Here is a 24058-nt window from a genome sequence, read left to right as displayed (position 1 = left end):
GGGCCACGGCAGTGCTGCCAGGCATATCGGAATCAATGCACGATTCCCCGGCGGCGGAGTGGTTCCGCTTGTTCGATCTGCGCGCGCACAACCGGGCCGAACCTGATCCGGCGCAGTGCCCGAAGGTCGACCGGCTGATCGCCGCCGTGGAGCGCGTGCTGCTGGACCCGGCGTCCCCGACCGGGCGCACCGTTCCCTCGGCCGGCGCGATCTTCCCCTACGACCTGGTCCTCTGCGTGCCGCCGGACCTCGCCGGGATCTCCGGGGTGTTCCACCTCGACCTGACCACCCGGTCCCGGCTGCGACTGCCGGTGCCCGCCGAATCGGTCACCCGGCTGTTCCCCCACGGTGCCGCGGACCAGGCGCACATCCTGGTGCTCAGCAGGCCGTGGCTGTCGATGCGCAAGTACGGTGCCCGCGGCTACCTGTACGCGCAGCTCGACACCGGCCACGCCGCGACGGCGTTGCTGGGGCTGCCCGGCGCCCAGCTCCGGCTCGGCCTGCCGCGCGCTGACCTCGGCGGGCTCATCGGCTCGGCGCTGCGGCACCGCGAAGTGCATTCGGTCGTCTCGTTCACCGTGCCCTCGGTGGTTCCGGGCCGTGGCGCGTGGACCGCGCTCGCCCGGCCGAGGCCGACCGAACCGACCTCCGACGATCTGGAACGCCTTGGCTGGTCGATGATTCCGGAGCAACTGGCCAGTGGCGGCATCTCCTGGCGGCCGGTGTCGAACGCGGCCCCGGTGCCCGTGGGCGCCGACGACGGCGCGATCACCGGCACCGAATGGCCCGAACTGGCCACCGCGCGCCGATCGTGCACCTCTTTCGCCGACCGTCCCCTGGCCGCCGAACGGCTGATCGCCGCCCTGTCCGCGCTGTCGACCACGATGACCACCGACGTCGCGGCCACCCGGTCGGTCCGGTTCACCCTGCTCACCGATCCGGCGACAGCGCGGGAGTGCGCGCCGCTGGCCGACGCGATCGGCATCGACATCGCCGGTTCGGCGCGGCTGGGCGATCCGGCGACCGTGGCGGCGGCCTGCAACGGCCAGCGCCACCTCGGTCACGCACGCGCCTTCCTCGTGTGCCGGGTGGTCCCGACCGCGCTACCGGCGGGCCACTCCCAGGCGCAGGCGGTCCGGGACGCGTTGTTCCGCGTTTCCGCGGCCGGGCACCTCGCCTATCTCGGCGCGGTCCGGGCGGGCGTCGCGGTCACCGCGGTCGGCGGGTTCCGCGACGACCACGTGCGCGCGCTCGCGGGTCTCGCCGGTCACGAGGAGATCCCGTACCTCGTGGCGTTCGGCGCGAGCGGCACGGCCACCACGAAAGCCGACCGCGACGAGCGCGCGCTCGCGCACGGGGATCGGTGACGGCTGTGCTCGCCGAAATCTTCGCCCGCCAGTGCACCGACCACGCCGGTTCGGTCGCGATCGGCTCCGCCAAGGAACAGCTCACCTACCGCGAACTCGCCGAGCGGACGGCCGATGTGGCGCAGGTGCTGTGGAACGCGGGGGGCACCGCGGCCAGGGTCGCCATCTACTCCGGCAACTCACCGGACTACGTCACGGCCCATCTCGCCGTGCTGCGTGCCGGGGCGGTGCCGTTCCTGATGGATCCGGCATGGGGTCACGCCGAAATGAGCGCGATGATCACCCGTTGCGGGCTGACCGCGGTCGCGCACGACCGTCCGCTCCCGAGCGGGATTCGCGTGGTACGAACGACACCGCTGACCGGATCGATCGACTTCACCCTGCTTCCCAGCCACGACGCCGCTCCCGACCTGCTCGGCGACACCGAGGTGTGCCGGTTCACCTCGGGCTCCACCGGCCGCCCGAACTGCATCGAGTTCAGTGGATCGGCGGTCGCCAATGCCGCGCGCGCCTGGGTCGCGGGCACTTCGATGGAGCAGACCGACCGGGTGCTGTGCTTCGCCGGGCTGTACAACGGTTTGGCGTTCAACACGTCCCTCCTGCCGGTGTTCCTGGCCGGTGCCTCGCTGTGGCTTCCATCCGGTCTGCCGACCTCCGGCCAGGTCGCCAGGTTCCTGAGGGAGATCGAACCCACGCGCCTGACCGGGTTCCCCGCGCTGTACGACTCGCTGCTGCGCCGCGACGGGCCGGTACCCGGACTGGCGGAACTGCGCGTGGCGTTGTCTTCGGCGGCGCCGCTCCCGGTGTCCACGCTCATCGCGCTGCGGGAACGGTTCGGGCTCGCGGTGTGCAACTACTACGGCATCGCGGAAACCGGGCCGCTCACCTTCGACCCGGACCCCCGCGCCGACGCGGGCCTGGGATATCCGCTGCCGGGCGTCGAATTCGCCGCCCCCGAGGCAGGGCGGCAGGACCTGCGGGTGCGGAGTTCCTCGCAGGGATCGCGCTACCTCAACGTGCCCGGCGGGCTGGCCGCCAAGATCGACGACGGCTACTACCGCACCGGCGACGTCGGCGAGTTCCGAGACGGCAGGTTGTTCCTGCTCGGCCGGGCCGAAACGATCAACATCGGCGGGCGCAAGGTCGACGCCGCCGAGATCCGCACCGTACTGCTCGGCTGCACCGGAGTGGAGGACGCCGTGGTCTACGCCGAGGACAAGGCCAACGGCGATCCCGCGATCGTCGCCGCCGTCGGCGGTCCGGCCGCGCCACCACCGGCGGAACTGCGCTCCCGCTGCGCTTCTTCGCTCGCCGCGTACAAGGTCCCCGAACGGGTGCACGTGTTCGACGCGCTGCCCCGGACGCCGCTGGGCAAGCTGCGGATGACCGAGTTGCGCGGCCTGATCACCGCGCGGCGGAGCGAACCGGTTCCGGAGCACAGGAAGGTCGACTGAGCATGGCAGGATCCCCGTTGCAGACCCGCATCGCCGAGCTGACCGCCGAGGCCAGCGGCGGCACGCTGAGCGCCTCCGGCGCGCTCACCGGGAGCGAAAGCCTCACCCAGCAGGGGCTCACCTCGCTGAGCTACCTGCGGCTGATAGACGCGATCGAGACCGAGTACGGCATCTACGTCGATCTGGAAGAGGCCACCGGCAGGCTGGGCACGGTCGAGAAGATCGCCGAGTACGTCCGCGAGCAGGGTGTTCCCGATGCGTGAGCAGGCTCTGGGCATCGTCGGGGTGACCGGCAGGCTCGGCTCGCGGATCGCCGCGGCGGCCGAAGCCAGGGGCCTGCCGGTGACCTTCACCGCGAACCGGACGAGCTGGCAGGTCGACTCGCCGCCGTCGGTGGTGATCGACGCCGGAGCCGCGGCGGGGCTGGACAGGGTCGTGGAATTCTGCCGTGACACCAATGCCGGGCTGGTGAGCTGCGTGTCAGGCCTGCGCGATGAGGCGCCGCTGCGCGAACTCGCCGAAGTGGTGCCCGTGGTGCGCGCCGCGAACCTGTCCGTCGGGCACTGGATCCAGGCACAGCTGGTCGCCGGTGCGGCCAGGCTGGCCACCGCCGCGACCCGGACCCCGCACGCGGCGGTCTTCGAACGGCACACCACCGCCAAGGCCGACCGGCCGAGCGCGAGCGCCCTGGCGCTGGCCGGTGTGTGGTCCTCAGCGGCGGGCGGCGGCGAACCGGAGATCAGCTCCTACCGCGCGGGCCTGCCGGTCAGCGAGCACCAGCTCGAACTCACCTTCGCGCACGAGACGCTGACCATCCGCCACGACGTGCGCGACCTCGGTGCCGCGGTCGGCGGCGCGCTGGCCGCCGCCGACTGGGCGCACCACGCGGAACCCGGGCTGATCACCATCGGCGACCTGTTCACCACCCACTTCCTCGGGGAGCGCCCATGAGCATCGACACCTCCGCCGAGATCCACTCCGGACTCCCGCCCGCCCTCAGGCAGTTGCGGGTCAGCGTCGCGCTCGCCGCTCGTTCGCTGTCCCTCGGGGGCCACGACGATTTCAACCAGGGTCAGGCTTCCGCCCGGTTGCCCGGCGCCGACCTGATGATGATCAAAAGCGCGCTGCGGGGGTTCGACGAATGCGAACCCGGCGACGTGATCGAAGCACCGGTCGACCCCGACGAGCAGGCCCCGCCGCTCGCGCCGCCGGAACTGGCCCTGCACCAGGCGGTTTACCAGGCACGCCCGGACGTCTGCGCGATCGTGCACAGCCACGCCAGGCACACCCTGGTCTTCGGTGCCACCGATCTGCCGATCCGGCCCGTGTCCCACGACGGCGCGTTCTTCGCCGGGCGGCTGGGCCGGTTCACCACCAGCAGCAACACCATTCTCGACATCGGCATGGGCCGCGAGGTGGCGCGCGAACTCGGTGACGCGCCGGCGTTGCTGCTGCGCAACCACGGCGGGCTGGTGGCGGGGCGGACGATCCGGCACGCGACCGTGTTCGCGCACCTGCTCGAACGGGCCTGCGAACTGCAGTTGATGGCCGAACGCGTCCCCGGTGGCTACCACTGGTCCACTGTGGAGGATGTCGATCTCAAGCGCGACTTCATCTACGCCGACCTCTCGGTGCGCTCGTACTGGGACTGGTGCGTCGGCGCGGTGAGCAGGGCGTGGCCGGCTACCGCGGGCTGGCGGAACGAGGCTCGCGGGTGACGGTCACCACCGAAGAAGATCTGCTCGCCGAAGTCGAGCACGTCGTCGAAGAGATGGGCGCGCGCGTCACCGAAGCGGAGCGGTCGCACACCTATCCCCACGACCTGGTGGTGAAACTGGCGAAGGCGGGCGTCGTCGGTGCCGCGTTCCCCCGCGAGCACGGCGGGCTCGGCCTGCCGTACGGGAGCTACCTGCGCGTGCTCGAACGGCTCGCCGGGGCCTGGCTCGCGGTGGCCGAATCGGTGCACGTCCAGGTGCTGGCCGCGGTGGGCATCGCCGTCCACGGTTCGGAGCCGCTGCGCGAGCGGCTGCTGCCCGCGCTGCTCTCCGGTGACCTGCTCGCCGCCAACTGCATGTCCGAACCGGACGCGGGCAGCGACCTGGCCGCCGTGACCACCTCGGCCACGCGCGACGGCGACGGCTTCGTGCTGCGCGGCACCAAGGCGTGGGTGACCCATGGCGGGATCGCCGACGTGTACTGCGTCTACTGCCGCACCGGCGGCGCCGGGATCGGTGGCCTGTCTTGCATCGTCGTGGACGCCGGCACGCCGGGTGTGCAGCCGGGCAAACCGGAGCGGAAGATGGGCGTGCACGCGCTGCCCAACGCCCAGATCGCCTTCACCGGCGCGAAGGTCCCCGCCGACCGCGTGCTCGGCAGGCTCAACCGGGGCATGCTCGTGGCCGCCACCGTGTTCGAGCACGGCCGGATCGGGCTCGCCGCCTGCGCGGTGGGCCTCGCCGACGCGGTGGTCAGCCACATCGTGGCGGCGGTCAAGTCCGACGGCTCGCTCGCCGAGCACCAGTCGGTCGCGTTCCGCGTGGCGGATATGGTCACCCAGCTCGCCGCGGCCCGTGCGCTGCTGGGCACGGCGGTGGCCCGCAAGGAAGCCGCGCAGCCGTTCGGGCAGGTCGCCGCGCAGGCCAAGCTCTTCGCCACCGACACCGCGATGCGCATCGCCACCGACGCGGTGGACCTGCTCGGCGAAGCGGGTGTCACCGACCGGCATCCGGTGGGCCGGTGGCTGCGCGAGGCGAAACTGCTCCAGATCATCGAGGGCACCAACCAAATCCAGCGAATCGCGATCGCGTCCGGGCTGTGAGCGAAAGGCAGAGACGAAATGGCGCAAGCGCCCTTCCGGTTCGGGTGTTTCCTGTCCCCGTTGCACCCGCCAGGTGAGGACCCCGGCCTCCGGCTGCGCCGGGACATCGGGTTGATCGAGCTGGCCGACGAACTCGGCTACGACGAGTTCTGGGTCGGTGAGCACCATTCCGCCGGCTGGGGCACGATCCTCAGCCCGGAGATCGTGCTCGCCGCCGCGGCCGAGCGCACCCGGCGGATCACCCTGGCCACCGGCGTGGTGACGCTTCCCTACCACCACCCGTTCATGGTCGCCGAACGCGCGCTCCAGCTGGACACGCTCACCCGTGGCCGGTTCATCCTCGGCGTCGGTGCCGGATCGGTGCCCACGGACATGCACATGCTCGGCATTCCCCCCGACGACACCCGGCGGCGCACCGAAGAGGCCGCCGAGGTGGTCGCCGCCTTGCTGCGCGGGGAGATCGTGAACACCAGCACCGACTGGTTCCAGCTCGCCGACGCGCGCACGCAGCTGTCCCCGGTGCGCCGGGACGGTTTGCCGATGGCCGTGGCCAGTGCGCAGTCACCGTTCGGCATGCGCCTCGCCGGCCGTCTCGGCGCGATCCCACTGTCCTATGTGGCGCCGCCATGGGGTGCGCTGCGGGCGGGTCACCCGCTGATGGTCGAACGGCTCGCCGAGCAGTGGGAGCACTACGCCTCGGCGGCCACCGAGGCGGGTCGCACCGCCGACCGGGGCCAGTGGCGCCTCCTGGTTCCGGTTCACGTCGCCGGAACGACCGAGCAGGCGCTCGACGACGTCTATCCCGGCTGGCTCCGGCAGCGCAGAGAGCTGTGGTCGGCGACGATGGGCATGCCCGTGGTGACCTCCGACGTCGGGGCCCGCAAGGCGTTCGAGTCGACCGTCGGCTCCGGCGGCATGATCGTCGGGTCGCCGTCGGACTGCGCGGCACAGATCCACAAGCTCGCCGAACTCAGCGGCGGCTTCGGCGGCCTCCTGCTGTCCATCATGGACTGGGCACCGCACGACCGGGTCCGGCAAGGCATGGACCTGTTCGCCAGGTACGTGGTGCCCGAACTGCGCGAATCGGTCGCCGCGTTGCGCGGGTCCAACGCCTGGGCGGCGGCCCAGCGCGAACGCCTGCAAGCGGCGAGCGCGGCGGCACGGGACAAGGCGATCGCCGCCGCGGGGAAAGCGGAGGCCGGGCGATGACGATCGACAAGACGGACATCGCGACCGTTCCGCGCGTGCGGTCCCGCGAACTGAGCATCCTGACCTTCTGCCAGTTCCTCTACTACAGCGGCCTCGCGGTCGACCTGACGCTCACCGCGATCGTCGGCATGCACCTGGCTTCGACGCTGGCGCTGGCGACCGTTCCGCTGTCCATCATGGGCGGGGTGTCGCTGGTGTCCTCGTTCTTCGCGGGCACCCTGTCCGCGAAGCTGGGCCACCGGACGATCCTGCTGGCCGGCGCGCTCGCGGCCACGATCGGCGCGCTGGTGTCCATGTGGGCGGTGCTCATCCACAACTTCGCGCTGCTGTGCCTCGGGACCGCCATCGTGGGGCTCTACAAGGCAACCGGGGGCTACTTCCGCTACCTCGCGGCCGATCGGGCGCCCGAGGGCGGGCGGACGCGCGCGCTCAGCATCGTGCTCACCGGCGGGGTCGCCGGAGCCGTGGTCGGCCCCTGGGCGGCCACGCTGAGCGCGGACCTGCTCGGCGCCCAGTACGCCGGGTCGTACCTGCTCGTCGCGTTCCTGGCGGTCGCCGTCGTCGGGCTGATCCTTTTCGTCCATCCGAAAACGCGCACCGCGCAAGGGGAAACCGAGCAGCAGGAACCGGTGCGCATCCGGGACGCGGCGACCACCCCGAACTTCCGCCGGGCGTTGGTACTGCTGGGTTCCGCTTCCGGGCTGATGACGCTGCTCATGGCCATGGGACCGATCGCGAGTTCGAGCCACGGCCATTCGAGCGCCGACACCGCGCTGATCATCCAGTGGCACATGGTCGGCATGTTCGCGCCCTCGCTGTTCAGCGGCAAGCTGGTCAGCCGCTGGGGCTCGGCGCCGACCGCGGCCGTGGGCACCGGCCTGCTGCTCGCCGGGGCCGCCTGGGGCGCGATGGACAGTTCCGCGCTCGGGTACGCGATCGGGCTGGGTCTGGTGGGGGTCGGCTGGAACTTCCTCTACGTGGCGGGCAGCGACTTCACCATCCGCACCTATCCGGCCGGTCGCGGCGGGCGTGTGCAGGGCGCCATCGAGGCTTCGGCGGGATCGATCACCGTCCTCGGCTCGCTCACCTCCGCCGGGATCTTCAACGCGCTCGGCTGGACCGGGACCAACCTGGTCGCCGTTGTGCTCTGCGCGACGCTGCTCGGCTGGCTGCTCCTCGTGGTGCGGCCGGCCCTGACCCGGGAGGAGGCCGCGTGACGGAACGGTCCGGGCCGCTGACCTTCGGCCAGCTGTCCGTTTGGCGGGACGTCCGATCGCTGCCTGAGGAACGCGCGGCGAACGCGAACGTCGCCACCTCGCTGTCCTTGCCACCCGGCACCACCGTCGAGTCGGTCCAGCGGGCGCTGCGGAAGGTGGTGGCACGCCACGGTTCCCTGCGCACCACCTACGACCTGTCCGAGTGGGACGGTCCGATGCAGACCGAACATCACGAGCCGCTGACCTGGCCGGTGACCGTGGTGGACCACGACGACGACCCGGTCGGCGGCCTCGACATCGAGAAGGACCACGGCTGGCTGGTCAAGATCGTCGCCGACAACGGCCACGCCACCAGCCTGTCGCTGGTCAACCACCACATCGTCGCCGACGCGGGCGCCCAGGTGGTGTTGCGCGAGGACATCACCAAAGCACTGGACGGCTCGCTCGGCGAGGCGACCGGGCCGCTGGACCTCGCGGCGCGCCAGCAGGCCCCGGCGAGCCGGGCGCGCAACGCCGCGGCGGTCGACAACTGGCGGCGATCGCTGTCCGAACCCGCCGAAGTCGCCTGGGCGGACGGCCCCGGCACGGTGCAGGCCAGCCTGACCACGGCGGACCTCATCCCAGCCACCGAGCGGATCGCCGCGCGCGCCGAAGTGTCGGCCTCGTGTGTGCTGCTGACCGCCTACCTCACCGCGGTCCGGGAGTTCGCACCGGTCGACGAGGTGCCGGTGCGGCTGATGTCGGCGAACCGGTTCAGCGCCGTCACGCAGGATCTGGTGACCAGCCTCAACCAGTGGGTGCCCATGTGGTGGCCGGGTGTCGACGGCGACTTCCGCGCCGCGCTCGCCGACCTGCAGACGCGGTCGCTCAAGGCCTACCGGCTCGGCACCTACGATCCCGCCGCCGTCGCCGCGTTCCGGCCGTCGCGCCCCAAATGGGAAGAACCGGTGTGGGGGTTCAACTTCATCACCGGCCGCCCGGCGACCGTCGGAGCGGGCGAGCCCACCGTACGCGTGGAGCCCGTGGGCAATCTCTTCGGGCACCGGTTCTACCTGCGCGCCTTTGCCTCCGGCACGCTCCGCCTGCGCGCGGGCGGTCTGGACACCGAGGTGGTCGGGAAACTGCTCGGCCGCATCCACGAACTGGTGCTGACGAACGCGAAGGTGGCCGGTTGATGCGTGGCTTGCTGATGGTCGGCGCGGCCAGGATCGGCGAACCGTACCTGGCCGCCGCCCGGCGGCTGGGCTTCCGCGTGACCCTGGTCGAATCCACCGCGCACCAGGACCGGCTGGCCGGCGAGGTGGACCGGTTCATCCCGGTCACCGGCACCGCCGAGGAGCACTGGGCAGCCGCGGCGCAGGCCGCAGCCGGTGAGGAGGAGCCGGACGGCGTGCTCGCGTTCGCCGAGACCCAGGTCATGGCCGCCGCGCTGGTGCAGGATCGGCTCGGCCTGCCAGGACCTTCGCTGCGCGCCGCGGTCATCTCGCGGAACAAGGCGCTGCAACGGGCGCACTTCGCCGCGGCGTGCCTGCCCCAGCCGGACCACCTGCTGGTCGACAACGTGGAAGACGCGGTCGCCTGGGCGGAATCCCGGCTGCCGGTCGTGGTCAAACCGCTCTCGCTCAGCGGCAGCCGGGGCGTGGTGGCCGTCGGCAGCACGGCGGAACTGGCCGGCCTGCTGCCGGAGCGCCTGGCCGTGGGAAAGGTGCTGCTGGAGCAGCAAGCCGTGGGCCCGGAGTACAGCTGGGAGGGCATTCTCCGCGAGGGCACCATCCTCTTCGGCAACGTCACGGCGAAGGAGACCACCGGCCCGCCCGAGTTCGTCGAGGTCGCCCACCGCGCGGGCTGCCACCTGGACCCGGCGGTCGACGAGCTGGTTCACGGCGTGATCGAGGCGATCGGCGTGCGGAGCGGGATCGTGCACCTGGAGTTCATCCTCACCGGCGACGGCCCGGTCGCCATCGAGGTGGCCGTGCGCACGCCCGGCGACTGCCTGATGGACGTGCTGGCCCTGACCCACGGCTTCGATCCGTACGAAGCCGTGGTGTCCGTGGCGATGGGTGATCCGGTGGCGCTCCCGTCTGGTCCCGTCGCCCACGGCGCGATCTGGTTCCCCGAGGCCCGGCCGGGCACGGTCACCGCGATCGAAGGAGCCGACGTGCTCGCCGAACACCCGCACATCATCCGCGTGCGCCTGCTCAAATCGGTGGGTGACCAGGTGGCCGGCCTGGTTTCGTCGGCCCAGCGGGTCGGCTACCTGTTGTTCCAGGCTCCATCCGCCGCCGATCTGGAGACCGTCATGACCGAGGCACGGAAGACCTTCGAGATCCGCACCGAGCCGTGAAGCGCCGAGGGGCGTTCATGGGAACGCCCCTCGGCGCGAGGGATCCAGCGGCGGGTGACGCGTGTGGACCTCGGGCGAGCCGAGCGCGAACGGCCAGCGCGCGGGTGGCCTCGGCGGCGTAACCGCGGCCGCGCCGAGAATCCACGATGCCGTAACCGATCTCGACCGCGCCTTCAGCGGGCGGCCATGATCGTCGGTCTGTCCGGACACCCAACGGGTTGCGACGTCAAGCCGCGGTGGCGACTCACTCGGTCGAATACGGGAGGACACCATGAGTGATCCTGACGTGCCCGTGCCTCGACGTAGATTATTCGTTTGAATCAGAGGGTGGCTCGGTTCGTCACAGGCACTTCGGGGATGGTCATCGTCAGTTCGCAATGGACGGTCGGCGGCGTCGGTCGGCCGGGGCGTCGGAGAGCGGGTGGACCGCGGTGATCACGGGTGCGAGGACTCCGTCGAGGGCCAGCCGGGCGGACCGCTCCAGGTTCCCGCGGCCGAGGCGACGCTCGACGAAGCGCCCACCGAGATCGGGCACGGACATATCACCCATGGCGATGATGTCGCGGGCATCCCGGGCCAGCGGAGCGACCGTCCGCAGCGACGTGCCGCCGACCAGGTCGACGATCCCGTCGAAGCCGTCCGGAACCAGCTCGCGTGCCGCGGCGATGACGTCCTCGGCGGTGTAGTCGATGAACCGGCCTGGCCTTCATGCTGGTCGGCGCCCTGCTCACCCAGGCGCGCCTCGGGCATGTCGACCCGTTGTCCATGGCGCTGGCCGGCGTCGCCTGCGGCGCCGGTCCGCTCACCCTTGCCCTGGTGTTCTTCCGCCCCGACGGCGCCACCGACTGATCCGGCCGCATCGCCTGTAGACGGGGAACCGTGTGCCGACAGGGGGCTGGCAGAGTCCCGGCGCTGCTCGGGTGAGACGAAGTGTGCGCCCCAGCGCGCGTCGTTGGACGATGCGCAGTTCTGGGCGGGTGCTATCGCGGTGGCCCGGTCCCCCGCTGCTGCCCCCGGCACTGCGGTTCGAAGCGCGTCAGCCCGGTAGCCAGGAGTCTGCGGACACCGATGTCGGTGTCCGCGAAACGGACGTGAGCCGCGAGGCGGAACTGGATGCGAGAGAGCGTGTCAGCTTCCGTTCAAAGTGGCTCGCCGCCCAGAATGGAGCGATGTCGAGCCGTTCCTCTGGCCAGTACCTTCCCGAAATTTCGGAGGAGGTCGCGAAGCACATTCGCGGGGAAGTTTCTGACGGCGAGAAGGTGCTCTGCTGCCTGCGCGCCGCGGGCGCTCTGCTCACCCGGGCCATGGCCGACGATACCGGGCTCCGCTATTTGGAAAGCGCCGCGTACAACCTGCGCCAGGCCTTCGATGGGCATCAACGAAGCAGGATCGCAAAAAATACTATACGAACCTGTTGATTGGGTATCTCGAAGAAAAGAACGGTAGCGACAGGATTTCTGGCGACCTCGATCCCGCCGCTGAATATCAGCGTGTCCGCGACGCCGCCAGCGACATCCTCCACGGCGAAGCGACACTCACCGATGTATCTGGGCTCGACGAGAAAACCATCACCTGGTTCAACCGCATGTTCGCCCCGCCGGAGACCGTAGTCCGGGAACTGCGTGCGCTGGCCGCTGAACCCTGGTCCGGGCAGCCGCAGATCGAGCGGCTGCGCACGCTCACGTCGAGCCAGCATCACCTCCGCAGTTCTTCACCCGGCTGACCGATCCCGGCTGGCTTCTCCCCCTTCACGATGCCCGTATCGCGACGGTGCCGGGGCCTGGTGGTCCGTGGCCGGGGGTGGTGACCGGACTCGGCCAGACCTCGCCGGCCCAGGTGGCCGTCCTGGTGGAACGGCTGCTGGCCGAGTGCGAACAGTTGCCCAAGGTGGATCGATGGAATCCAAGCTGAACGGCGACTCCCCCCGCGGCGGTGCGGCGGATCGCGTCGAGCAGTTCCTCCGGCGGCGCGTCCTTGGTCAGGAAGCCGTGCGCACCGGCGGCCAGCGCCGGGTACACGTGCTCGTCGTCGTCGAAGGTGGTCAGCACCAGTATCCGGACCGCGGGCCGCGCGGCGGCGATCTGCGCGGTGGCGGTGATGCCGACTGGCTGTTTATGGTCGGCTTGCTCGGTATCGGCGCCGCGCTCGTGCTTGGCATCGGCCTGCGCATCGCCGCGGTGACCGGCACCTCGATGATGCTGCTGATGTGGGTCGCGGAATGGCCGCCCGCGCGGTTCACCGACACCGACAAAGTCACCCGGTCCACGAATCCGGTCATCGAGTACCAGCTCATCTACGCGCTCGGCTTCGGCCGAGCTCAGTTGTTTCCTTCGCGGACGTCCTTTCCCTGTTCGGCGAACGCCTTGAAATCCTGCATGTGCTGTTGCGACTGCTTGTGGAAGGCGCTGGGCATGAGGAGCCCCACCAGCCGCATCAGCAGGCCGTTGAACCGGTATTCGCTTTCGCTCTCCCAGAGCGTCGTCTCCGGATCGGCTTCGGTGAGCCGGTCGCGCACGACGCTCGACATGCCCGCCCCGACGGTCTCTCGGCCGAAGTGAACGACCACTTCTTCGGGGAGCTCGTGCAGGTCTTCCGGCTCCCGGCGGGTGATCGTTTCGGTGCACTCGATCTTCCGCTTCCCCGACTGCAACACGACCCGCGACTCGGTGCCGAGCTGCCCGTGCTTCCCCTTCACCGGCTCGTACAGCACCATCCCTCGCAGCCACTTCGGCAGGTGTGCCGGGTCGGCGAGCAACTGGGCCACTTTCTCTCGCGGCAGGGCGATCTCGATCGAGTTGGTGTACTTCACAACACGCATTCCTTCTAGATGTGGGAAGGGATTGTCAGGCCGGGCCGGGTGCGTAGAACTGGGTGGTGGCCTCGACCGCGGCCGCGACGTGCTCCGGTTCGCCACCGGCGGCCAGGTGAGCCTCACCCCAGGCCGCGGCGCTGCGCCGGATGAACTCGCGCCCTTCAGGCGACTTCTCCACCCCCTCGTGGCCGGCGGTCTCGCCACCGGCCAGCAGCCGGGCCAGGGCGAGGAGATGCAGGTCCCAGCCCACGCCGCCGGCACCGGGGCCGTAGGTCGGGAAGAGGGGCTCCTCGACGACCGCTGCGTGGATCAGTGCGAATTCGGTATCGCCGGCCGGGCCCGGGGCCAGGCGCACTTCCACCTCGCTCGTGCCGGGCCAAGCGTCGGCGTCCGGCCCGTAGAGCCAGGACACCTTGAGCAGACGCGGCGGCTCGCACCGGAGGATCTCGCCGTGCTCACCACCGTCCAACTCGAACTTCCCGCCAAGCCGCAGATCCCCGGCCACCGGCTTCAACCAGCGACGCAGCCGCTCGGGGTTGGTCACGGCGTCCCAGACGTCCTCGACCTGCGCTTCGTATCGGCGCCGCACCTCGATGGTGTAAGCCTCGCCGGCGGGCACGCTGCCCTTGCCCATCGCCCGGTGCGCGGCGGCCAGTTCCTCCAAGACGTCTTTCATTGTCCTGTTCCCTTCGCTGCTGGATCGGTCGTGTCCGCATCGGTGCCGGGCCCGGCCGATCGGGTGGGCTCCCCACCGGCCGGAGTCCGAGCAGCACGCCTGCCCCGGGCCAGCTCGGTTCCCAGGGCGTCGAGGCGTTGCTCCCACAACCGGCGAAACCGGCCCAACCACGCGTCGACCTCGCTCAGCGGCGCGGGCTCGACGGCGTAGAACCGACGAGCACCCTCAGCCCGCACCGAGGCGAAGCCGCTGTCACGCAGCACGCGCAGATGCTGGGAGACACCCGGCTGGGACAGTCCGAACTCGGCCCCGATCACTTCCGTGATCGCGCCAGAGGTCCGCTCACCGTCGGCGAGCAGCTCCAAAATGCGCCGGCGCACCGGGTCACCCAGGATGTCGAACGCGTGCACGAACACGAACCTACCAGCCTTCACTTATATAAGTAAATGCTGGCATCCTGATGCCGACCCTGCTAGCGCGCAGGGTTGAGCGGGTCGGCGACCGTAGCAGTCCCAGCGCTTTCAAGGCCAGTCGCCATCGGGGTAGCCCGGCGTGGAGCGGATGTGCTCGATGCTCGACGTCCATGCGGCGTGATCGGCCCGATTGTGCTGAGGCCCCAACGGTTCGAAAGCCGCGATCCGGTCCGCGATGGCACGCGCGCCGTTCGAGTCCAGGACGGACCGGTGGTCACCGGGCAGGTGGAGCACCTCGGCGCCCGGGGACGACGAACGCCACCGGTCGAACTGCGCGAGTGGCCAGTGCCCGTCCTGCGCACGCACGACGAGCAACGGGAGATCAGCCGCTTCGGGCCGGTGGCGGCGTTTCGCCCGCTGCAACTCGGTCACCCGGGCCAACAGCACGCGCAGGTCCGCGGCAGCCACAAAAGCGGCCTGCTCCCCGATCCCGGCGTCGCGCAGTTTCGCCCGGATAGCGGCATCGGCTGGAGCACCGAGCGCTCGACCGTCACGATTCACCTCCACGCGGTTCGCGGTCACCAGTCAGCCGAGTGCCGACAGTCAACGAACTAGCGTGTCGGGAGGTCCGACGAACTATCGCTGTGCGGCGGGTTGCCCACTGTCGGAATGGTCGGCGTGCCCAGGTCGCAGCGGTCTTGTGGTTCGTCTCCGCCAAGTTTGACAGTGGCAGCCCTTGACGTCCAGGATCCGTAAGTCGTAACTTACGTAAGTGACCGCTTACGTAGATGAGGCGTGGACCGCCCTCGGAGACCCGAGCCGGCGCCAGATCCTCAAACGCCTTGCCGAGCGGCCGCGTTCGGTCACCGAGATCGCCGAGGAGCTGCCCATCAGCAGGCCGGCGGTGTCACAGCACCTGCGGGTGCTGAAGGAGGCGCGCCTGGTGCGTGCCCGCCCTGCGGGCACGCGGCGCATCTACGAGGTCGACCTGCAGGGCCTGGCGACGCTGCGCGAGGAACTGGACGAGTTCTGGGGCAAGGCGCTGGAGAACTTCAAGCGATTAGCAGAAGAGGAACAGGAGTAACCATGACCAGTACGTCCGCCGGGACATCCATCCGGCGCGAGATCGAGGTCGCCATCCCGGCCGAACGCGCCTTCGCCGTGTTCACCGAGAAGTTCGACCGGATCAAGCCCCGTGAGCACAACCTGCTGGCGGTGCCGATCGCCGAAACGGTCTTCGAGACCCGTGTGGGCGGCTCGGTCTACGACCGCGGCGAGGACGGGTCGGTGTGCCGGTGGGCGCGGGTGCTCGTGTTCGAGCCGCCGCACCGGTTCGTGATCAGCTGGGACATCGATCCCCAGTGGCAGCTCGAAAGCGATCCTGCCCGGTGCAGCGAGGTCGAAGTGCGCTTCATCGCCGACGGGCCGGACCGGACCCGGGTCGAGCTTGAGCACCGCCATCTGGACCGCCACGGCGCGGGCTGGGAGCGCGGGCGTGACGGCGTGGCCTCCGAGGGTGGCTGGCCGCTCTACCTGCAGCGGTTCACCGAGCTGACCTCAGGTGCGTGACCCGGGCACCGCGATGCCACGCACGTGGAACGACGTGGGTGTCGCGGCGTCGGGGAACCGGAACTTCTCGAGGTGCTCGATCCGGAAGCCGTTGTGCTCGATCGTGGTGACGGTGTCCCTGCCGGTGTGACAGCCACCGGCCAGGCGCGGCCAGATGGTCGCGTCCATCAGCCGCTGGACGCGGGCGAGGCCGGAGGTGTCGGCGCGGACGTGTTCGAGGAACCGCAACCGGCCACCAGGGGCCAGGACGCGGCGGAACTCCCGCAACGCCGCGGCGGGGTCGGCGACCGAGCACAGCACGAGGGAGGTCACGACCGCGTCGGCACCACCGTCGCCTACCGGTAGCTGGTCGGCGAGGCCGTCGACGACCTCGATCGGCACCGGCGCCCGCGCGGCGGCCGACCGGGCGAGGGTCCGCAACCGCGGTTCCGGTTCGACGGCCAGCACCCGGGTGACCTCCGGCGGGTAGTGCCCGAAGTTCATGCCGTCCCCGGCACCGACTTCGACCACGGTCCCGGAAAGCCCGTCGAGCAGGGTCTGCCGGTGTTCGGCCATGCCGCCGCGTTCCATCGCCTTGGCCAGCACCGGGTAGAGCCGGGCGAAGACGGGATGGCGGATCGATCGGGCGCTCATGGCCGTCACCATCGCACCGGGAGCTCGACCAGTCCACCGGTCAGCACATCGCGCCGCAGCCGCAGTTCGTCCACGTCGACGGCCAGGCGCAGTCGCGGGAACCGGGTGGCGCGCCCGAAGCTCGGGTGGGCTCCGGCCGCGCGCGTGAGGTCGACCCGATCCGGGTCGGGGGAACACCGCGGGATCGTGGTTCGCGGCTCCGTTGTCGAGCAGCACCGGCGCGGACTGTGACGCCGCCGATGTCGAGGTCGGTGCGGGCGTAGCGCGGGATACCACCGCCGCCTTTGCCCGGTGCCGCAGTACTTCCTCGACGGCGTTGCCCGCCAGTCCCGGATCGTCGACCAGTGCCTGCCACTGCTCCGGGTTGGCCAGCAGCAGCAAGGCGCCGAGGCCGATCTGGACCACGGTGGTCTCGTGCCAGGCGAGCAGCAGTGCCATGGACATCATGGCGGCCTCGTCGTCGGAAACGCCTTCGGTCGCGCACAGCCGGGAAATCACGTCGTCGCCGGGTTCGTTCCGCTTGCGGGCGACCAGTTCCCGGCCGTACCCGAACAGTTCGCCGAGGCCGCGTTCGGCAGCTCGGCAGGACTGGCGGCAAACGGCCCCCGAATTCCACCGCGGCGACGAGAACAGCTCATGGTCGTGTGACCGTCGCCGTAGACGTATGCGTCGAGGTCGAAGGTGGTCAGTATCCGGATGTCCATCAGCACGACGTGAGGCCGAACAACTACCACGACACAATGCGCGGGCGGCGTGGTGATCCGGCGCCCACACCGGCGGTGCACCACCGCAGGCTAGGCCCACCGGCGCTTCCTGACAGGTTCAGGATTCGAGGGGTCTGTGGGGTGCTGAGGTGAGGTCGGCCGGTGGTGTACGGGTTTCCGAGACCCGGTTTCGGCGTTGGCGGCCCGGCGCGTACGCAGGCCGCCGGCCACGCAGAGCGCCGCACCGAGCGCGGTCCAGGCGAGCAGGACGGTGACGGCGTGGGTGGTGTCGCGGCCGTCGAAGAAGGCGGTCGATCGCAGCAACCGGCCACCTGCTCCGGGGGGCAGCAGCTGGCCGAGCGTGCCGGACCAGCCAGGCAGCATTTCGGGTGCGGTCGCCGTACCAGAGAGTGGGTTGCCGATGAGCATCATGACCACGGCGCCGATCCCGATTCCGGCGTAACCGAGCAAGGATTCCAGCCCGAGGACGGTCAGGGAGGTCGCCGCGACGGTCAGGGCGATGGCGCCGGTGTTGGCTGGGTAGGACCCGCTCAGAGAGCCGAGCCAGAACTGCAGGATGGCCGCCACCGCGAGGCCGCCGGTGGCCGCGAAGGCGAGTGCCCCGGTGATCCGCCGGACGGTGCCGTGGACGAGTTTGGTCAGCAGCACCGCGGCGAGCAGTCCGCCCATGACCAGTGGCAGTGCGCCTGCGGCCAGGCCGGCGCCGCGCGGGTCGTCGGCGGGCAGGGCGGCGAGGTCGCGGACGGTGACCGGTGTGCCGGGCCCGCCCGCCTGCCCGAGGCCGGTCGCCATGGTCTGCAGGGTCTGGGCTACCGCGGTGCTGGCGGCGGAGGCGACGATGACCCGCGGGGTGCCGGAACTGAGGTCTATGGCCCCATACACCTGCCGGTCGCGGACAAGTCGGTTCGCCGCTTCGGTATCGGCGACTTCGGTGATTTCGAAGCCGCCCGGCAGACGCTGGTCGAGTGCGGTACGGATCTGCGCGACCGCGCCGGCCGGCCCGGCGACAGCGATGGGCACATCGTGCACCGACGACCGCACCGACGGCCAGGCGAACGCGACGAGCAATATGCTCGTGATCGCCGTGAGCAGGACGACGACTCCGGCCACCGCCGGCCAGCGTGACGGAGGTGTGCCGGTGGCGAGTGGTGCCCGCGGGGTCATGTCTGCTCCTCGAACAGTCGGGCCGTGACCGGTGGTCATCGCAGGGTGAGCGGGGTCGCGGAGTCGATGTGGGTCAGTTTCTGCGGGTTGCGGACGTAGTACAGGCCGGTGATGCGGGTGTCCTCGACATGGATCACGATGACGCCGTCGAGTTGACCGCCGACGTGCAGAGCCAGTGCCGGGCCGGCGTTGAGCACGGTCGGCTCGACGGTGAGCGGCACGTCGTTCCTGGTGAGGCCGCCGACGATGAACCGGGCCACCTTGTCGGCTCCGACAACCGGACGCGGGGTGGCCTGCTTGATGCCACCGCCGTCGCTGATCGCGACCACGTCGGGGGCGAGTACGTCGAGCAGGCCCTGCAGGTCCCGGGTTTCGAGCGCTCGCTGGAAAGCTTCGAGGGCCGCCCGGGCTTGCTGTGCGGTGACCGCGCGGCGCGGCCGGCGAGCTTCGACGTGGCGGCGGGCACGGTGGGCGATCTGGTGCACGGCAGCGGGGTTCTTGTCGACCGCGGCCGCGATGTCGTCATAGCCGATCCCGAATGCTTCTCGCAGCACGAACACCGCTCGTTCGGTCGGGGTCAGGGTCTCGAGAACGAGCATCAGCGCCATCGACACGCTTTCGGCGAGTTCGAAATCGGCGGCCACATCCGGTGCGGTGAGCAGTGGCTCCGGTAGCCAGGAGCCCACGTATGCCTCCCTGCGGCGTTTCATCGAGCGCAGCCGGTTGAGTGACTGCCGGGTCGTGATTCGCATCAGGTAGGCGCGCTGGTCGCGCACGTCGGTCACATCGACCTTCACCCATCGCAGCCAGGTGTCCTGCAGGACGTCTTCGGCGTCGGCGGCTGATCCGAGCAGTTCGTAGGCGACGGTGAACAGCAGATTGCGGTGTGCGACAAAGGCCTGCGTGGCGTCGACGGTGTCGTGTTCGTCGCTGTTGAGGCTCGCTGCTTCGCTGCCGGCCCGCCGCTGCGCGCCGGGACCGCCCGTGGTGTCCATGGAGTCCTCTTCCGTCAGCGGCCGTGGGTTGCGTGCGCGTCGCGGTGCTGGGCCTGCAGCAGCTGCGGCCTGTGCTTGCCGTCCTTGGGCCAGGAGTGCGAGCCGGGCTTGCGTGCTTCGGTGACCAGGTGTTTGACGCTGGCGGCGCAGGAGAATTCTTTGAGCGTCCTGCCCATGAGCCCGCTGAAGTAGATCCGCATCGCGGTGTCGTCCTTCCGGCCGAGCTGGAAGATCCCGGTGCGGCGGCCGAAGCTGAGGCACATGGCCGGGAACGACAGGTCGATCGGGGCCGGCCGCTCACCCCCTATCCGATTCAGGACGGTGTCGGCGGCATGGGCGCCCAGGCAGCCCGCGGCGTAGGCGCTCATCCGGAAGGGCAGGTCGGATGGTGCTGACGAGTCACCCGCGGCGACGATGCGCTCATCGTCGATGCTGGTCAGCGTTTCGTCGGTGAGCAGGCGCCCGGCGGAGTCGGTGTGCAACCCGCTCTCGGCCGCCAGGTCGGGCACGCCGAAGCCCGCGGTCCAGATGGTGACCTGACTCGCCACCGTGCGGCCATCACCGAGTTCCACCGCCTCGCGTGTCACCGCCGTGACCGACGCCTCCGAGCCTTCCACCACCTCGGCCCCCAGCTTGGCGAGGTATTTGCGGGCGGTGCGCCGGGCTTGGGGGTGCAGGTACGGTCCGAGGACACCGCCGCAGACCAGTGTGACGGTGCGGCCCTGTTCCGCCAGCTCCGCGGCGGTCTCGATACCGGTCGGCCCGCCTCCGACGACCGTCACCGCGGCCGTCACGGGCGTGTCGTCGAGCACTGACCGCAGTAGCCGCGCCGCCTCCAACGTGGAGATCGGATAAGCGAACTCGGCCGCGCCCGGCACCCGCGGGCCGGCACTGCCGCTGCCCACCGCGTAGATCAGGTAGTCGTAGCCGAGACTCCCGCCTTCGGCCAGAGTCACACTGCGCTCAGCCGAAGCGATCCGTGTCGCGCTGTCGACGACCAACCGGACGCCCTCGGCGAGGACTTCCGTGAAGTCGACGACCGCATCATGGGTCCCGCCCACCAGCTGATGCAGGCGCAGCCGCGGAACGAAGACCGGACGCGGATTGACCACGGTCACCGTCACGTCGTCGCGCTGCGTCAAGCGATTGGCCGCCATGACACCGGCATATCCGCCGCCGACCACGGCCACCTCGATGTTCTTGCTCATGGTGTCCTTCTCTCCCTGGGTTCGAGCACAAGACACCGCGTCGAAGAAAAACCTGACACCATGCGACGCACATCACCCCGGGGTCGGAATCAAAGCCGCTCCTTGGCGCCGGCTCCACGCGTAGCCGGCCCTCAACCCCCACCCGGCCGCGGTGGTCACCGAATGCCAGGACGGCGGGGAGTGATGCGCGGCTCGCGCGGGGGTGAGCGGTCACGAGAACTTCGCTATCAGGGGACTGGGGAGATCCGGGTCCGGGCCTCTTCCCATGCCGTGCGTGCTTGGTCGTGTTGTGCGAGGGCGAGGTGGGATTGGCCGAGGTGGTCCAGGACGATGACCAGTTCGGAGGTGAATCCGAGGTCGCGGAACCCGGCGAGCGCTTCGCGGTAGCGGTCGATGGCTTGCTGGTGGTTGCCGACGATGACGATGACGATCTTGTCCGCGAACCGGTCCGGGGTGAGACTTCTTACCAGGCCGGTGCGGCACCGGTCCGCGCCAGCAGGCGTCCGAGGGCCGCGTTGCTCCGCGGGTCGGACAGCCACTGCCCCACCGTGAACTGCGATGAGGTGGACATGAGAGGGTGCTCAAGCCTTGATGTCGAGAACCGCGGCCAGGTCGGCCGTTGAATCGCCGCCGACCCAGACGTCCAGTGTGGTCGGGTCCTGCACCCAGCCGCGTGTCACGGCGCTCCAGTAGCGCAGTTGGTCGGGCCCGAGTTCGAAGGTCACCGTGCGGGTTTCCCCCGTCGGTACCGGGATTCGTTCGAAGCCCTTGAGTTCACGGACCGGCCGGGACGAGCTGCCGTAGCGCTGGTGCACGTAGAGCTGGACGACCTCGTCGGCGTCGCGGTCGGAGGTGTTGGTGACGTCGACCGACACCGTCGTGGTTTCGCCGACGGTGATGGATTCGCTGCCCAGCCGGAGGCCGGAATACGCGAAGTCAGCGTAGGACAGCCCGTGCCCGAACGGGTAGAGCGGCGTGCTCTCCTCTTCCCAATATCGCTTGTCCTGATCCTGCGGCGCGAAGGTCCGGTGGTGTGCGTAGACCATCGGCACCTGACCGACGTGCCGCGGCCAGGTGAAGGGCAGCCGGCCAGCCGGGGAGACGTCGCCGGACAGGACGGACGCCACGGCGTCGCCGCCCCGGGTGCCGGGGTACCAGGCCTGGACGATCGCGGGGACGTGCTCGTCCGCCCAGCGCAGGTCCAGCGGCCGCCCGGACATCACCACGAGGACCACCGGGGTGCCGGTGGCGACGACCCGCTGGAGTTGCTCGAGCTGCCGGCCGGGCAGGTCCAGGGTGCTCGTCGAGGCGTTTTCGCCGATCTGGTTCTGCCGCTGCCCGACCACGACGACGGCCACGTCGCTCGCCGCGGCCAGCTCGACCGCGCGAGCGATCTCGGCGTCGTCGTCATGGTCGTCGGCGGTCCGGGCGACGGTGGGGTCCATCCGGTCGAACATGGAGGGGTAGGTGCGGGCGGGGATTCCAGCTCCGGGTGCGTGCCGCACGGTCACCGCGTCGCCCAGGCGGGCGCGCAGTCCTTCCAGGACGGTGACGGTTTCGGCGGTGTCGTGGGCGAAGACCCATGGGCCGAGGGTGTCGCGCTTGCTGTCGGCGAGTTCGCCGATGACCGTGACAGAGGTCAAGGCGTCGGCGCGCAAGGGCAGTGTGTGCTTGGTGTTCCTCAGCAGCACCATCGTGCGTTCGGCCGCGGTGCGGGCGGTCTCGCGGTGCTCGGTCGCGGACAGCGTCACTGCGGCCCGGTCCTCGTCGGCGTACGGATTCTCGAACAGGCCGAGGCGGAATTTGGCGGTGAGCACCCGGCGCACGGCTTGGTCGATGCTGTGCTCGGACACCATGCCGCCGGCGACCGCCTCCGGGAGGTGGGCGAAAGCGGGGTCGAACATGGTCATCTCCATGTCCAGACCGGCCGCCACCGCGCGAGCGCCGGCATCGGTGAGGTTTTCCGCGAAGTGCTGGGTCTCGAGGTTGCGCACGGCGCTGGCGTCCGAAACGACGAAACCTTCGAAGCCGAGTTCGTCGCGCAGCACGTCGGTGAGCAGCCAGCGGTTGCCGGAGGCGGGGACGCCGTTGAGGTCCATGTAGGCGCTCATGACGTTGCCCGCTCCGGCCCGCACCGCCGCGCGGAAGGGCGGCAGGTACACGTTCCACAGCTCGGAGTCGGAGATCTCGACGTCGTCGTAGTCACGGCCGCCACGAGGGGCGCCGTACCCGGCCAGGTGCTTGGGACCGGCCAGGACGTGGCCCTCACCGAGGTCGCCCTGGAAACCACGCACCTGGGCGGCGGCGACCGCCGCACCGAGCACGGGGTCCTCGCCTGCTCCTTCGACGATGCGGCCCCAGCGCGGGTCGCGGGCGATGTCGATCATCGGTGCGAACGTCCAGTGGATACCCGCCGCGCGCGCCTCGAGTGCCGCGACCGCCTGCGCCTGCTCCATCGTCGGCGGGCACCAGCTCGCGGCCAGGGCGATGGGCACCGGGAAGATCGTCCGCAGACCGTGGATCACGTCGTACCCGAAGATCAGCGGGATGCCGTGGCGGGCTTCGGTCACGGCAAGGCGTTGCAGCCGGTTGGCGGTGGCGGGGTCCTTGACGAACAGCACCGACCCGGCGGTGCCACGGCTCACGGCGGCCTCCACCATCCGAGGCTGGTCCACGTAGGCGCGGTGCTCGGGCGGCAGCGAGTCGATGTCCAGATCCCCCGGGACCTCGCCGAGGTCGCCCAGGTAGAAGAACTGGGTCAGCTGCCCGGCCTTCTCCTCCAGGGTCAGGCGCGCGAGCAGGTCTTCCACCCGCTCCTCGATCGGGAACGACGGGTCACGGTAAGCAGGGGTGGTCACGGTGCTCCTCAGCACGTAGGTGCGGTGAAGGTCGCCGCGGGGTCTCGGCTTGGGGGTGGGCACGAAGGTCGTCCGGTCAACGCCATCGCCGATCGCCTGACCGAGGTGGCGCAGCGCCTCCCCCCATGTACGCCCGGCGGCGGTCGTCGTCATGCGTGGCGATGCGTTCGGCACCCCACCGGTGACCTCCCCAGCGTGGCGCACGGCCAGGCCAAGGGCATCAGGCCGGTACGCCGTTCGCACCAAAGTGTTGTCCGGGTGGGCGGGTGCGGCACGAGACCGTTCTCGTCGCTCGGCTCATCGGCCGGCTCGCAGGCGCACGGTGGTGGCGGCGCAGCAGTCGGCTCGCGCACGGATTCAGCGGATCAGGGGGTGGTCACTCCGCGCGGCTCATCGCCTCGATCAGGGACTTGGGCCGCAGATCGGTCCAGTTGGCCTCGACGTAGTCCAGGCACTCCTGACGGCTCGCCTCACCGTGGACCTTGGTCCAGCCACTGGGCACGCCGACGAAGGCGGGCCACAGCGAATGCTGTCCCTCGTCGTTGACCAGCACCAGGAACACGCCGTCTTCCTGGTCGAACGGATTGCTCATCGTC

General features: G+C 70.3%; 30 protein-coding genes. 16 read left to right on the top strand and 14 right to left on the bottom strand.

Annotation, left to right across the window (positions count from 1 at the left end; translation table 11 throughout):
* The first annotated feature begins 35 nt into the window (after window positions 1–35).
* Genes L3Q67_RS32055 through L3Q67_RS32010 form a run of 10 tightly spaced genes read left to right on the top strand, consistent with a single transcriptional unit; the run spans window position 36 to window position 10409 of the window.
* Window positions 36–1367, top strand: coding sequence for a nitroreductase family protein (locus tag L3Q67_RS32055; protein ID WP_499185169.1), 1332 nt, complete (start codon window positions 36–38; stop codon window positions 1365–1367).
* Window positions 1364–2821 carry a class I adenylate-forming enzyme family protein gene (locus L3Q67_RS32050; RefSeq protein ID WP_499185168.1) on the top strand — a complete coding sequence of 486 codons (1458 nt, stop codon included), beginning with the start codon at window positions 1364–1366 and terminating at the stop codon, window positions 2819–2821. Before L3Q67_RS32055 ends, L3Q67_RS32050 begins: the two co-directional genes overlap by 4 nt.
* 2 nt (window positions 2822–2823) lie before the next feature.
* On the top strand, window positions 2824–3084 hold the full coding sequence (locus L3Q67_RS32045) for an acyl carrier protein (protein ID WP_499185167.1): 261 nt from the start codon (window positions 2824–2826) through the stop codon (window positions 3082–3084).
* Complete coding sequence (locus L3Q67_RS32040; protein ID WP_499185166.1) at window positions 3077–3772, top strand: dihydrodipicolinate reductase C-terminal domain-containing protein; 696 nt, start codon at window positions 3077–3079, stop codon at window positions 3770–3772. The genes L3Q67_RS32045 and L3Q67_RS32040 overlap by 8 nt, the downstream gene beginning before the upstream one ends.
* Window positions 3769–4539, top strand: coding sequence for a class II aldolase/adducin family protein (locus L3Q67_RS32035; protein WP_499185165.1), 771 nt, complete (start codon window positions 3769–3771; stop codon window positions 4537–4539). Before L3Q67_RS32040 ends, L3Q67_RS32035 begins: the two co-directional genes overlap by 4 nt.
* Entirely contained in the window at window positions 4473–5639 is a 1167-nt protein-coding gene (locus L3Q67_RS32030) for an acyl-CoA dehydrogenase family protein (protein ID WP_499185164.1), read from the top strand. Before L3Q67_RS32035 ends, L3Q67_RS32030 begins: the two co-directional genes overlap by 67 nt.
* An 18-nt stretch (window positions 5640–5657) precedes the next feature.
* Complete coding sequence (locus L3Q67_RS32025) at window positions 5658–6848, top strand: LLM class flavin-dependent oxidoreductase (RefSeq protein WP_499185163.1); 1191 nt, start codon at window positions 5658–5660, stop codon at window positions 6846–6848.
* Window positions 6845–8065 carry an MFS transporter gene (locus L3Q67_RS32020; RefSeq protein WP_499185162.1) on the top strand — a complete coding sequence of 407 codons (1221 nt, stop codon included), beginning with the start codon at window positions 6845–6847 and terminating at the stop codon, window positions 8063–8065. The genes L3Q67_RS32025 and L3Q67_RS32020 overlap by 4 nt, the downstream gene beginning before the upstream one ends.
* Entirely contained in the window at window positions 8062–9240 is a 1179-nt protein-coding gene (locus L3Q67_RS32015; RefSeq protein ID WP_499185161.1) for a condensation domain-containing protein, read from the top strand. Before L3Q67_RS32020 ends, L3Q67_RS32015 begins: the two co-directional genes overlap by 4 nt.
* Entirely contained in the window at window positions 9240–10409 is a 1170-nt protein-coding gene (locus L3Q67_RS32010) for an ATP-grasp domain-containing protein (protein ID WP_499185160.1), read from the top strand. The genes L3Q67_RS32015 and L3Q67_RS32010 overlap by 1 nt, the downstream gene beginning before the upstream one ends.
* Before the next feature lie 367 nt (window positions 10410–10776).
* Here the strand turns inward: L3Q67_RS32010 and L3Q67_RS32005 are convergent, their stop codons facing one another.
* Entirely contained in the window at window positions 10777–11058 is a 282-nt protein-coding gene (locus tag L3Q67_RS32005) for an MDR/zinc-dependent alcohol dehydrogenase-like family protein (protein ID WP_499191690.1), read from the bottom strand.
* Between the two features lie 59 nt (window positions 11059–11117).
* Here L3Q67_RS32005 and L3Q67_RS32000 point away from each other — a divergent pair, with 59 nt between their 5' ends.
* From L3Q67_RS32000 to L3Q67_RS31990, 3 genes are all read left to right on the top strand, one after another.
* Window positions 11118–11258, top strand: a complete 141-nt coding sequence (locus tag L3Q67_RS32000; RefSeq protein ID WP_499185159.1) for a hypothetical protein — start codon at window positions 11118–11120, stop codon at window positions 11256–11258.
* Window positions 11259–11500: 242 nt separating this feature from the next.
* The gene (locus tag L3Q67_RS31995) at window positions 11501–11827 is read left to right on the top strand and encodes a hypothetical protein (protein WP_499185158.1); all 327 of its coding nucleotides are present in this window, start codon (window positions 11501–11503) and stop codon (window positions 11825–11827) included.
* Window positions 11824–12132, top strand: coding sequence for a hypothetical protein (locus L3Q67_RS31990; protein ID WP_499185157.1), 309 nt, complete (start codon window positions 11824–11826; stop codon window positions 12130–12132). The genes L3Q67_RS31995 and L3Q67_RS31990 overlap by 4 nt, the downstream gene beginning before the upstream one ends.
* A 25-nt stretch (window positions 12133–12157) precedes the next feature.
* Here L3Q67_RS31990 and L3Q67_RS31985 read toward each other — a convergent pair whose 3' ends face one another.
* From L3Q67_RS31985 to L3Q67_RS31960, 6 genes are all read right to left on the bottom strand, one after another.
* The gene (locus tag L3Q67_RS31985) at window positions 12158–12457 is read right to left on the bottom strand and encodes a response regulator (protein ID WP_499185156.1); all 300 of its coding nucleotides are present in this window, start codon (window positions 12455–12457) and stop codon (window positions 12158–12160) included.
* Window positions 12451–12687: a hypothetical protein gene (locus L3Q67_RS31980; RefSeq protein ID WP_499185155.1), complete on the bottom strand. Its 237-nt coding sequence runs from the start codon at window positions 12685–12687 to the stop codon at window positions 12451–12453. The genes L3Q67_RS31985 and L3Q67_RS31980 overlap by 7 nt, the downstream gene beginning before the upstream one ends.
* Window positions 12688–12726: 39 nt before the next feature.
* Window positions 12727–13227 (bottom strand): SRPBCC family protein, encoded by a 501-nt coding sequence (locus tag L3Q67_RS31975; RefSeq protein WP_499185154.1) that lies wholly within the window; start codon window positions 13225–13227, stop codon window positions 12727–12729.
* A 25-nt stretch (window positions 13228–13252) separates the two neighbouring features.
* The gene (locus L3Q67_RS31970; protein ID WP_499185153.1) at window positions 13253–13897 is read right to left on the bottom strand and encodes an SRPBCC family protein; all 645 of its coding nucleotides are present in this window, start codon (window positions 13895–13897) and stop codon (window positions 13253–13255) included.
* Window positions 13894–14307 (bottom strand): ArsR/SmtB family transcription factor, encoded by a 414-nt coding sequence (locus L3Q67_RS31965; RefSeq protein ID WP_499191689.1) that lies wholly within the window; start codon window positions 14305–14307, stop codon window positions 13894–13896. Before L3Q67_RS31965 ends, L3Q67_RS31970 begins: the two co-directional genes overlap by 4 nt.
* 111 nt (window positions 14308–14418) lie before the next feature.
* Window positions 14419–14892 (bottom strand): hypothetical protein, encoded by a 474-nt coding sequence (locus L3Q67_RS31960; RefSeq protein ID WP_499185152.1) that lies wholly within the window; start codon window positions 14890–14892, stop codon window positions 14419–14421.
* A 190-nt stretch (window positions 14893–15082) separates the two neighbouring features.
* Between L3Q67_RS31960 and L3Q67_RS31955 the strand changes: the two genes are divergently transcribed.
* The gene (locus tag L3Q67_RS31955; RefSeq protein WP_499185151.1) at window positions 15083–15394 is read left to right on the top strand and encodes an ArsR/SmtB family transcription factor; all 312 of its coding nucleotides are present in this window, start codon (window positions 15083–15085) and stop codon (window positions 15392–15394) included.
* Between the two features lie 2 nt (window positions 15395–15396).
* A complete protein-coding gene (locus L3Q67_RS31950; protein ID WP_499185150.1) occupies window positions 15397–15879 on the top strand; it encodes an SRPBCC family protein in 483 nt (160 codons plus the stop codon).
* Here the strand turns inward: L3Q67_RS31950 and L3Q67_RS31945 are convergent.
* Window positions 15868–16512, bottom strand: coding sequence for a class I SAM-dependent methyltransferase (locus L3Q67_RS31945; RefSeq protein WP_499185149.1), 645 nt, complete (start codon window positions 16510–16512; stop codon window positions 15868–15870). The two genes, L3Q67_RS31950 and L3Q67_RS31945, sit on opposite strands and share 12 nt — an antisense overlap.
* A gap of 291 nt (window positions 16513–16803) precedes the next feature.
* On the opposite strand from L3Q67_RS31945, the gene L3Q67_RS31940 reads away from it, so the two are divergent.
* Window positions 16804–17160: a hypothetical protein gene (locus tag L3Q67_RS31940; RefSeq protein WP_499185148.1), complete on the top strand. Its 357-nt coding sequence runs from the start codon at window positions 16804–16806 to the stop codon at window positions 17158–17160.
* A gap of 146 nt (window positions 17161–17306) precedes the next feature.
* Here the strand turns inward: L3Q67_RS31940 and L3Q67_RS31935 are convergent, their stop codons facing one another.
* The 6 genes from L3Q67_RS31935 to L3Q67_RS31910 all read right to left on the bottom strand — a co-directional run bounded on the left by L3Q67_RS31935 (window position 17307) and on the right by L3Q67_RS31910 (window position 24054).
* Window positions 17307–18401 (bottom strand): ABC transporter permease, encoded by a 1095-nt coding sequence (locus L3Q67_RS31935; protein ID WP_499185147.1) that lies wholly within the window; start codon window positions 18399–18401, stop codon window positions 17307–17309.
* A gap of 35 nt (window positions 18402–18436) precedes the next feature.
* Window positions 18437–19396: a sigma-70 family RNA polymerase sigma factor family protein gene (locus L3Q67_RS31930; RefSeq protein ID WP_499185146.1), complete on the bottom strand. Its 960-nt coding sequence runs from the start codon at window positions 19394–19396 to the stop codon at window positions 18437–18439.
* A 14-nt stretch (window positions 19397–19410) separates the two neighbouring features.
* Window positions 19411–20604: an NAD(P)/FAD-dependent oxidoreductase gene (locus tag L3Q67_RS31925; RefSeq protein WP_499185145.1), complete on the bottom strand. Its 1194-nt coding sequence runs from the start codon at window positions 20602–20604 to the stop codon at window positions 19411–19413.
* Between the two features lie 227 nt (window positions 20605–20831).
* A complete protein-coding gene (locus tag L3Q67_RS31920; protein WP_499185144.1) occupies window positions 20832–21143 on the bottom strand; it encodes a tetratricopeptide repeat protein in 312 nt (103 codons plus the stop codon).
* A 42-nt stretch (window positions 21144–21185) separates the two neighbouring features.
* Window positions 21186–23462, bottom strand: a complete 2277-nt coding sequence (locus L3Q67_RS31915) for a glycoside hydrolase family 3 protein (RefSeq protein WP_499185143.1) — start codon at window positions 23460–23462, stop codon at window positions 21186–21188.
* Window positions 23463–23838: 376 nt separating this feature from the next.
* Window positions 23839–24054, bottom strand: a complete 216-nt coding sequence (locus tag L3Q67_RS31910; protein WP_499185142.1) for an MbtH family protein — start codon at window positions 24052–24054, stop codon at window positions 23839–23841.
* Window positions 24055–24058: the final 4 nt, after the last annotated feature.

The organism is Saccharothrix sp. AJ9571 (genome assembly GCF_021725495.1).
GTDB classification, from domain to species: Bacteria; Actinomycetota; Actinomycetes; order Mycobacteriales; family Pseudonocardiaceae; genus Amycolatopsis; species Amycolatopsis magusensis.
The sequence above is the reverse complement of the archived record's forward strand: the minus strand, read 5'-3'. Positions and strand labels throughout refer to the sequence as shown.

What these genes read in the sequence shown, in the direction of transcription:
- L3Q67_RS32055 (WP_499185169.1), top strand. Translation starts at nt 36, where the DNA reads ATGCACGATTCCCCGGCGGCGGAGTGGTTCCGCTTGTTCGATCTGCGC.
- L3Q67_RS32045 (WP_499185167.1), top strand. Translation starts at nt 2,824, where the DNA reads ATGGCAGGATCCCCGTTGCAGACCCGCATCGCCGAGCTGACCGCCGAG.
- L3Q67_RS32040 (WP_499185166.1), top strand. Translation starts at nt 3,077, where the DNA reads ATGCGTGAGCAGGCTCTGGGCATCGTCGGGGTGACCGGCAGGCTCGGC.
- L3Q67_RS32035 (WP_499185165.1), top strand. Translation starts at nt 3,769, where the DNA reads ATGAGCATCGACACCTCCGCCGAGATCCACTCCGGACTCCCGCCCGCC.
- L3Q67_RS32025 (WP_499185163.1), top strand. Translation starts at nt 5,658, where the DNA reads ATGGCGCAAGCGCCCTTCCGGTTCGGGTGTTTCCTGTCCCCGTTGCAC.
- L3Q67_RS32020 (WP_499185162.1), top strand. Translation starts at nt 6,845, where the DNA reads ATGACGATCGACAAGACGGACATCGCGACCGTTCCGCGCGTGCGGTCC.
- L3Q67_RS32010 (WP_499185160.1), top strand. Translation starts at nt 9,240, where the DNA reads ATGCGTGGCTTGCTGATGGTCGGCGCGGCCAGGATCGGCGAACCGTAC.
- L3Q67_RS32000 (WP_499185159.1), top strand. Translation starts at nt 11,118, where the DNA reads ATGCTGGTCGGCGCCCTGCTCACCCAGGCGCGCCTCGGGCATGTCGAC.
- L3Q67_RS31980 (WP_499185155.1), bottom strand. Translation starts at nt 12,687, where the DNA reads ATGACCGGATTCGTGGACCGGGTGACTTTGTCGGTGTCGGTGAACCGC.
- L3Q67_RS31975 (WP_499185154.1), bottom strand. Translation starts at nt 13,227, where the DNA reads ATGCGTGTTGTGAAGTACACCAACTCGATCGAGATCGCCCTGCCGCGA.
- L3Q67_RS31970 (WP_499185153.1), bottom strand. Translation starts at nt 13,897, where the DNA reads ATGAAAGACGTCTTGGAGGAACTGGCCGCCGCGCACCGGGCGATGGGC.
- L3Q67_RS31950 (WP_499185150.1), top strand. Translation starts at nt 15,397, where the DNA reads ATGACCAGTACGTCCGCCGGGACATCCATCCGGCGCGAGATCGAGGTC.
- L3Q67_RS31945 (WP_499185149.1), bottom strand. Translation starts at nt 16,512, where the DNA reads ATGAGCGCCCGATCGATCCGCCATCCCGTCTTCGCCCGGCTCTACCCG.
- L3Q67_RS31935 (WP_499185147.1), bottom strand. Translation starts at nt 18,401, where the DNA reads ATGACCCCGCGGGCACCACTCGCCACCGGCACACCTCCGTCACGCTGG.
- L3Q67_RS31930 (WP_499185146.1), bottom strand. Translation starts at nt 19,396, where the DNA reads ATGGACACCACGGGCGGTCCCGGCGCGCAGCGGCGGGCCGGCAGCGAA.
- L3Q67_RS31925 (WP_499185145.1), bottom strand. Translation starts at nt 20,604, where the DNA reads ATGAGCAAGAACATCGAGGTGGCCGTGGTCGGCGGCGGATATGCCGGT.
- L3Q67_RS31910 (WP_499185142.1), bottom strand. Translation starts at nt 24,054, where the DNA reads ATGAGCAATCCGTTCGACCAGGAAGACGGCGTGTTCCTGGTGCTGGTC.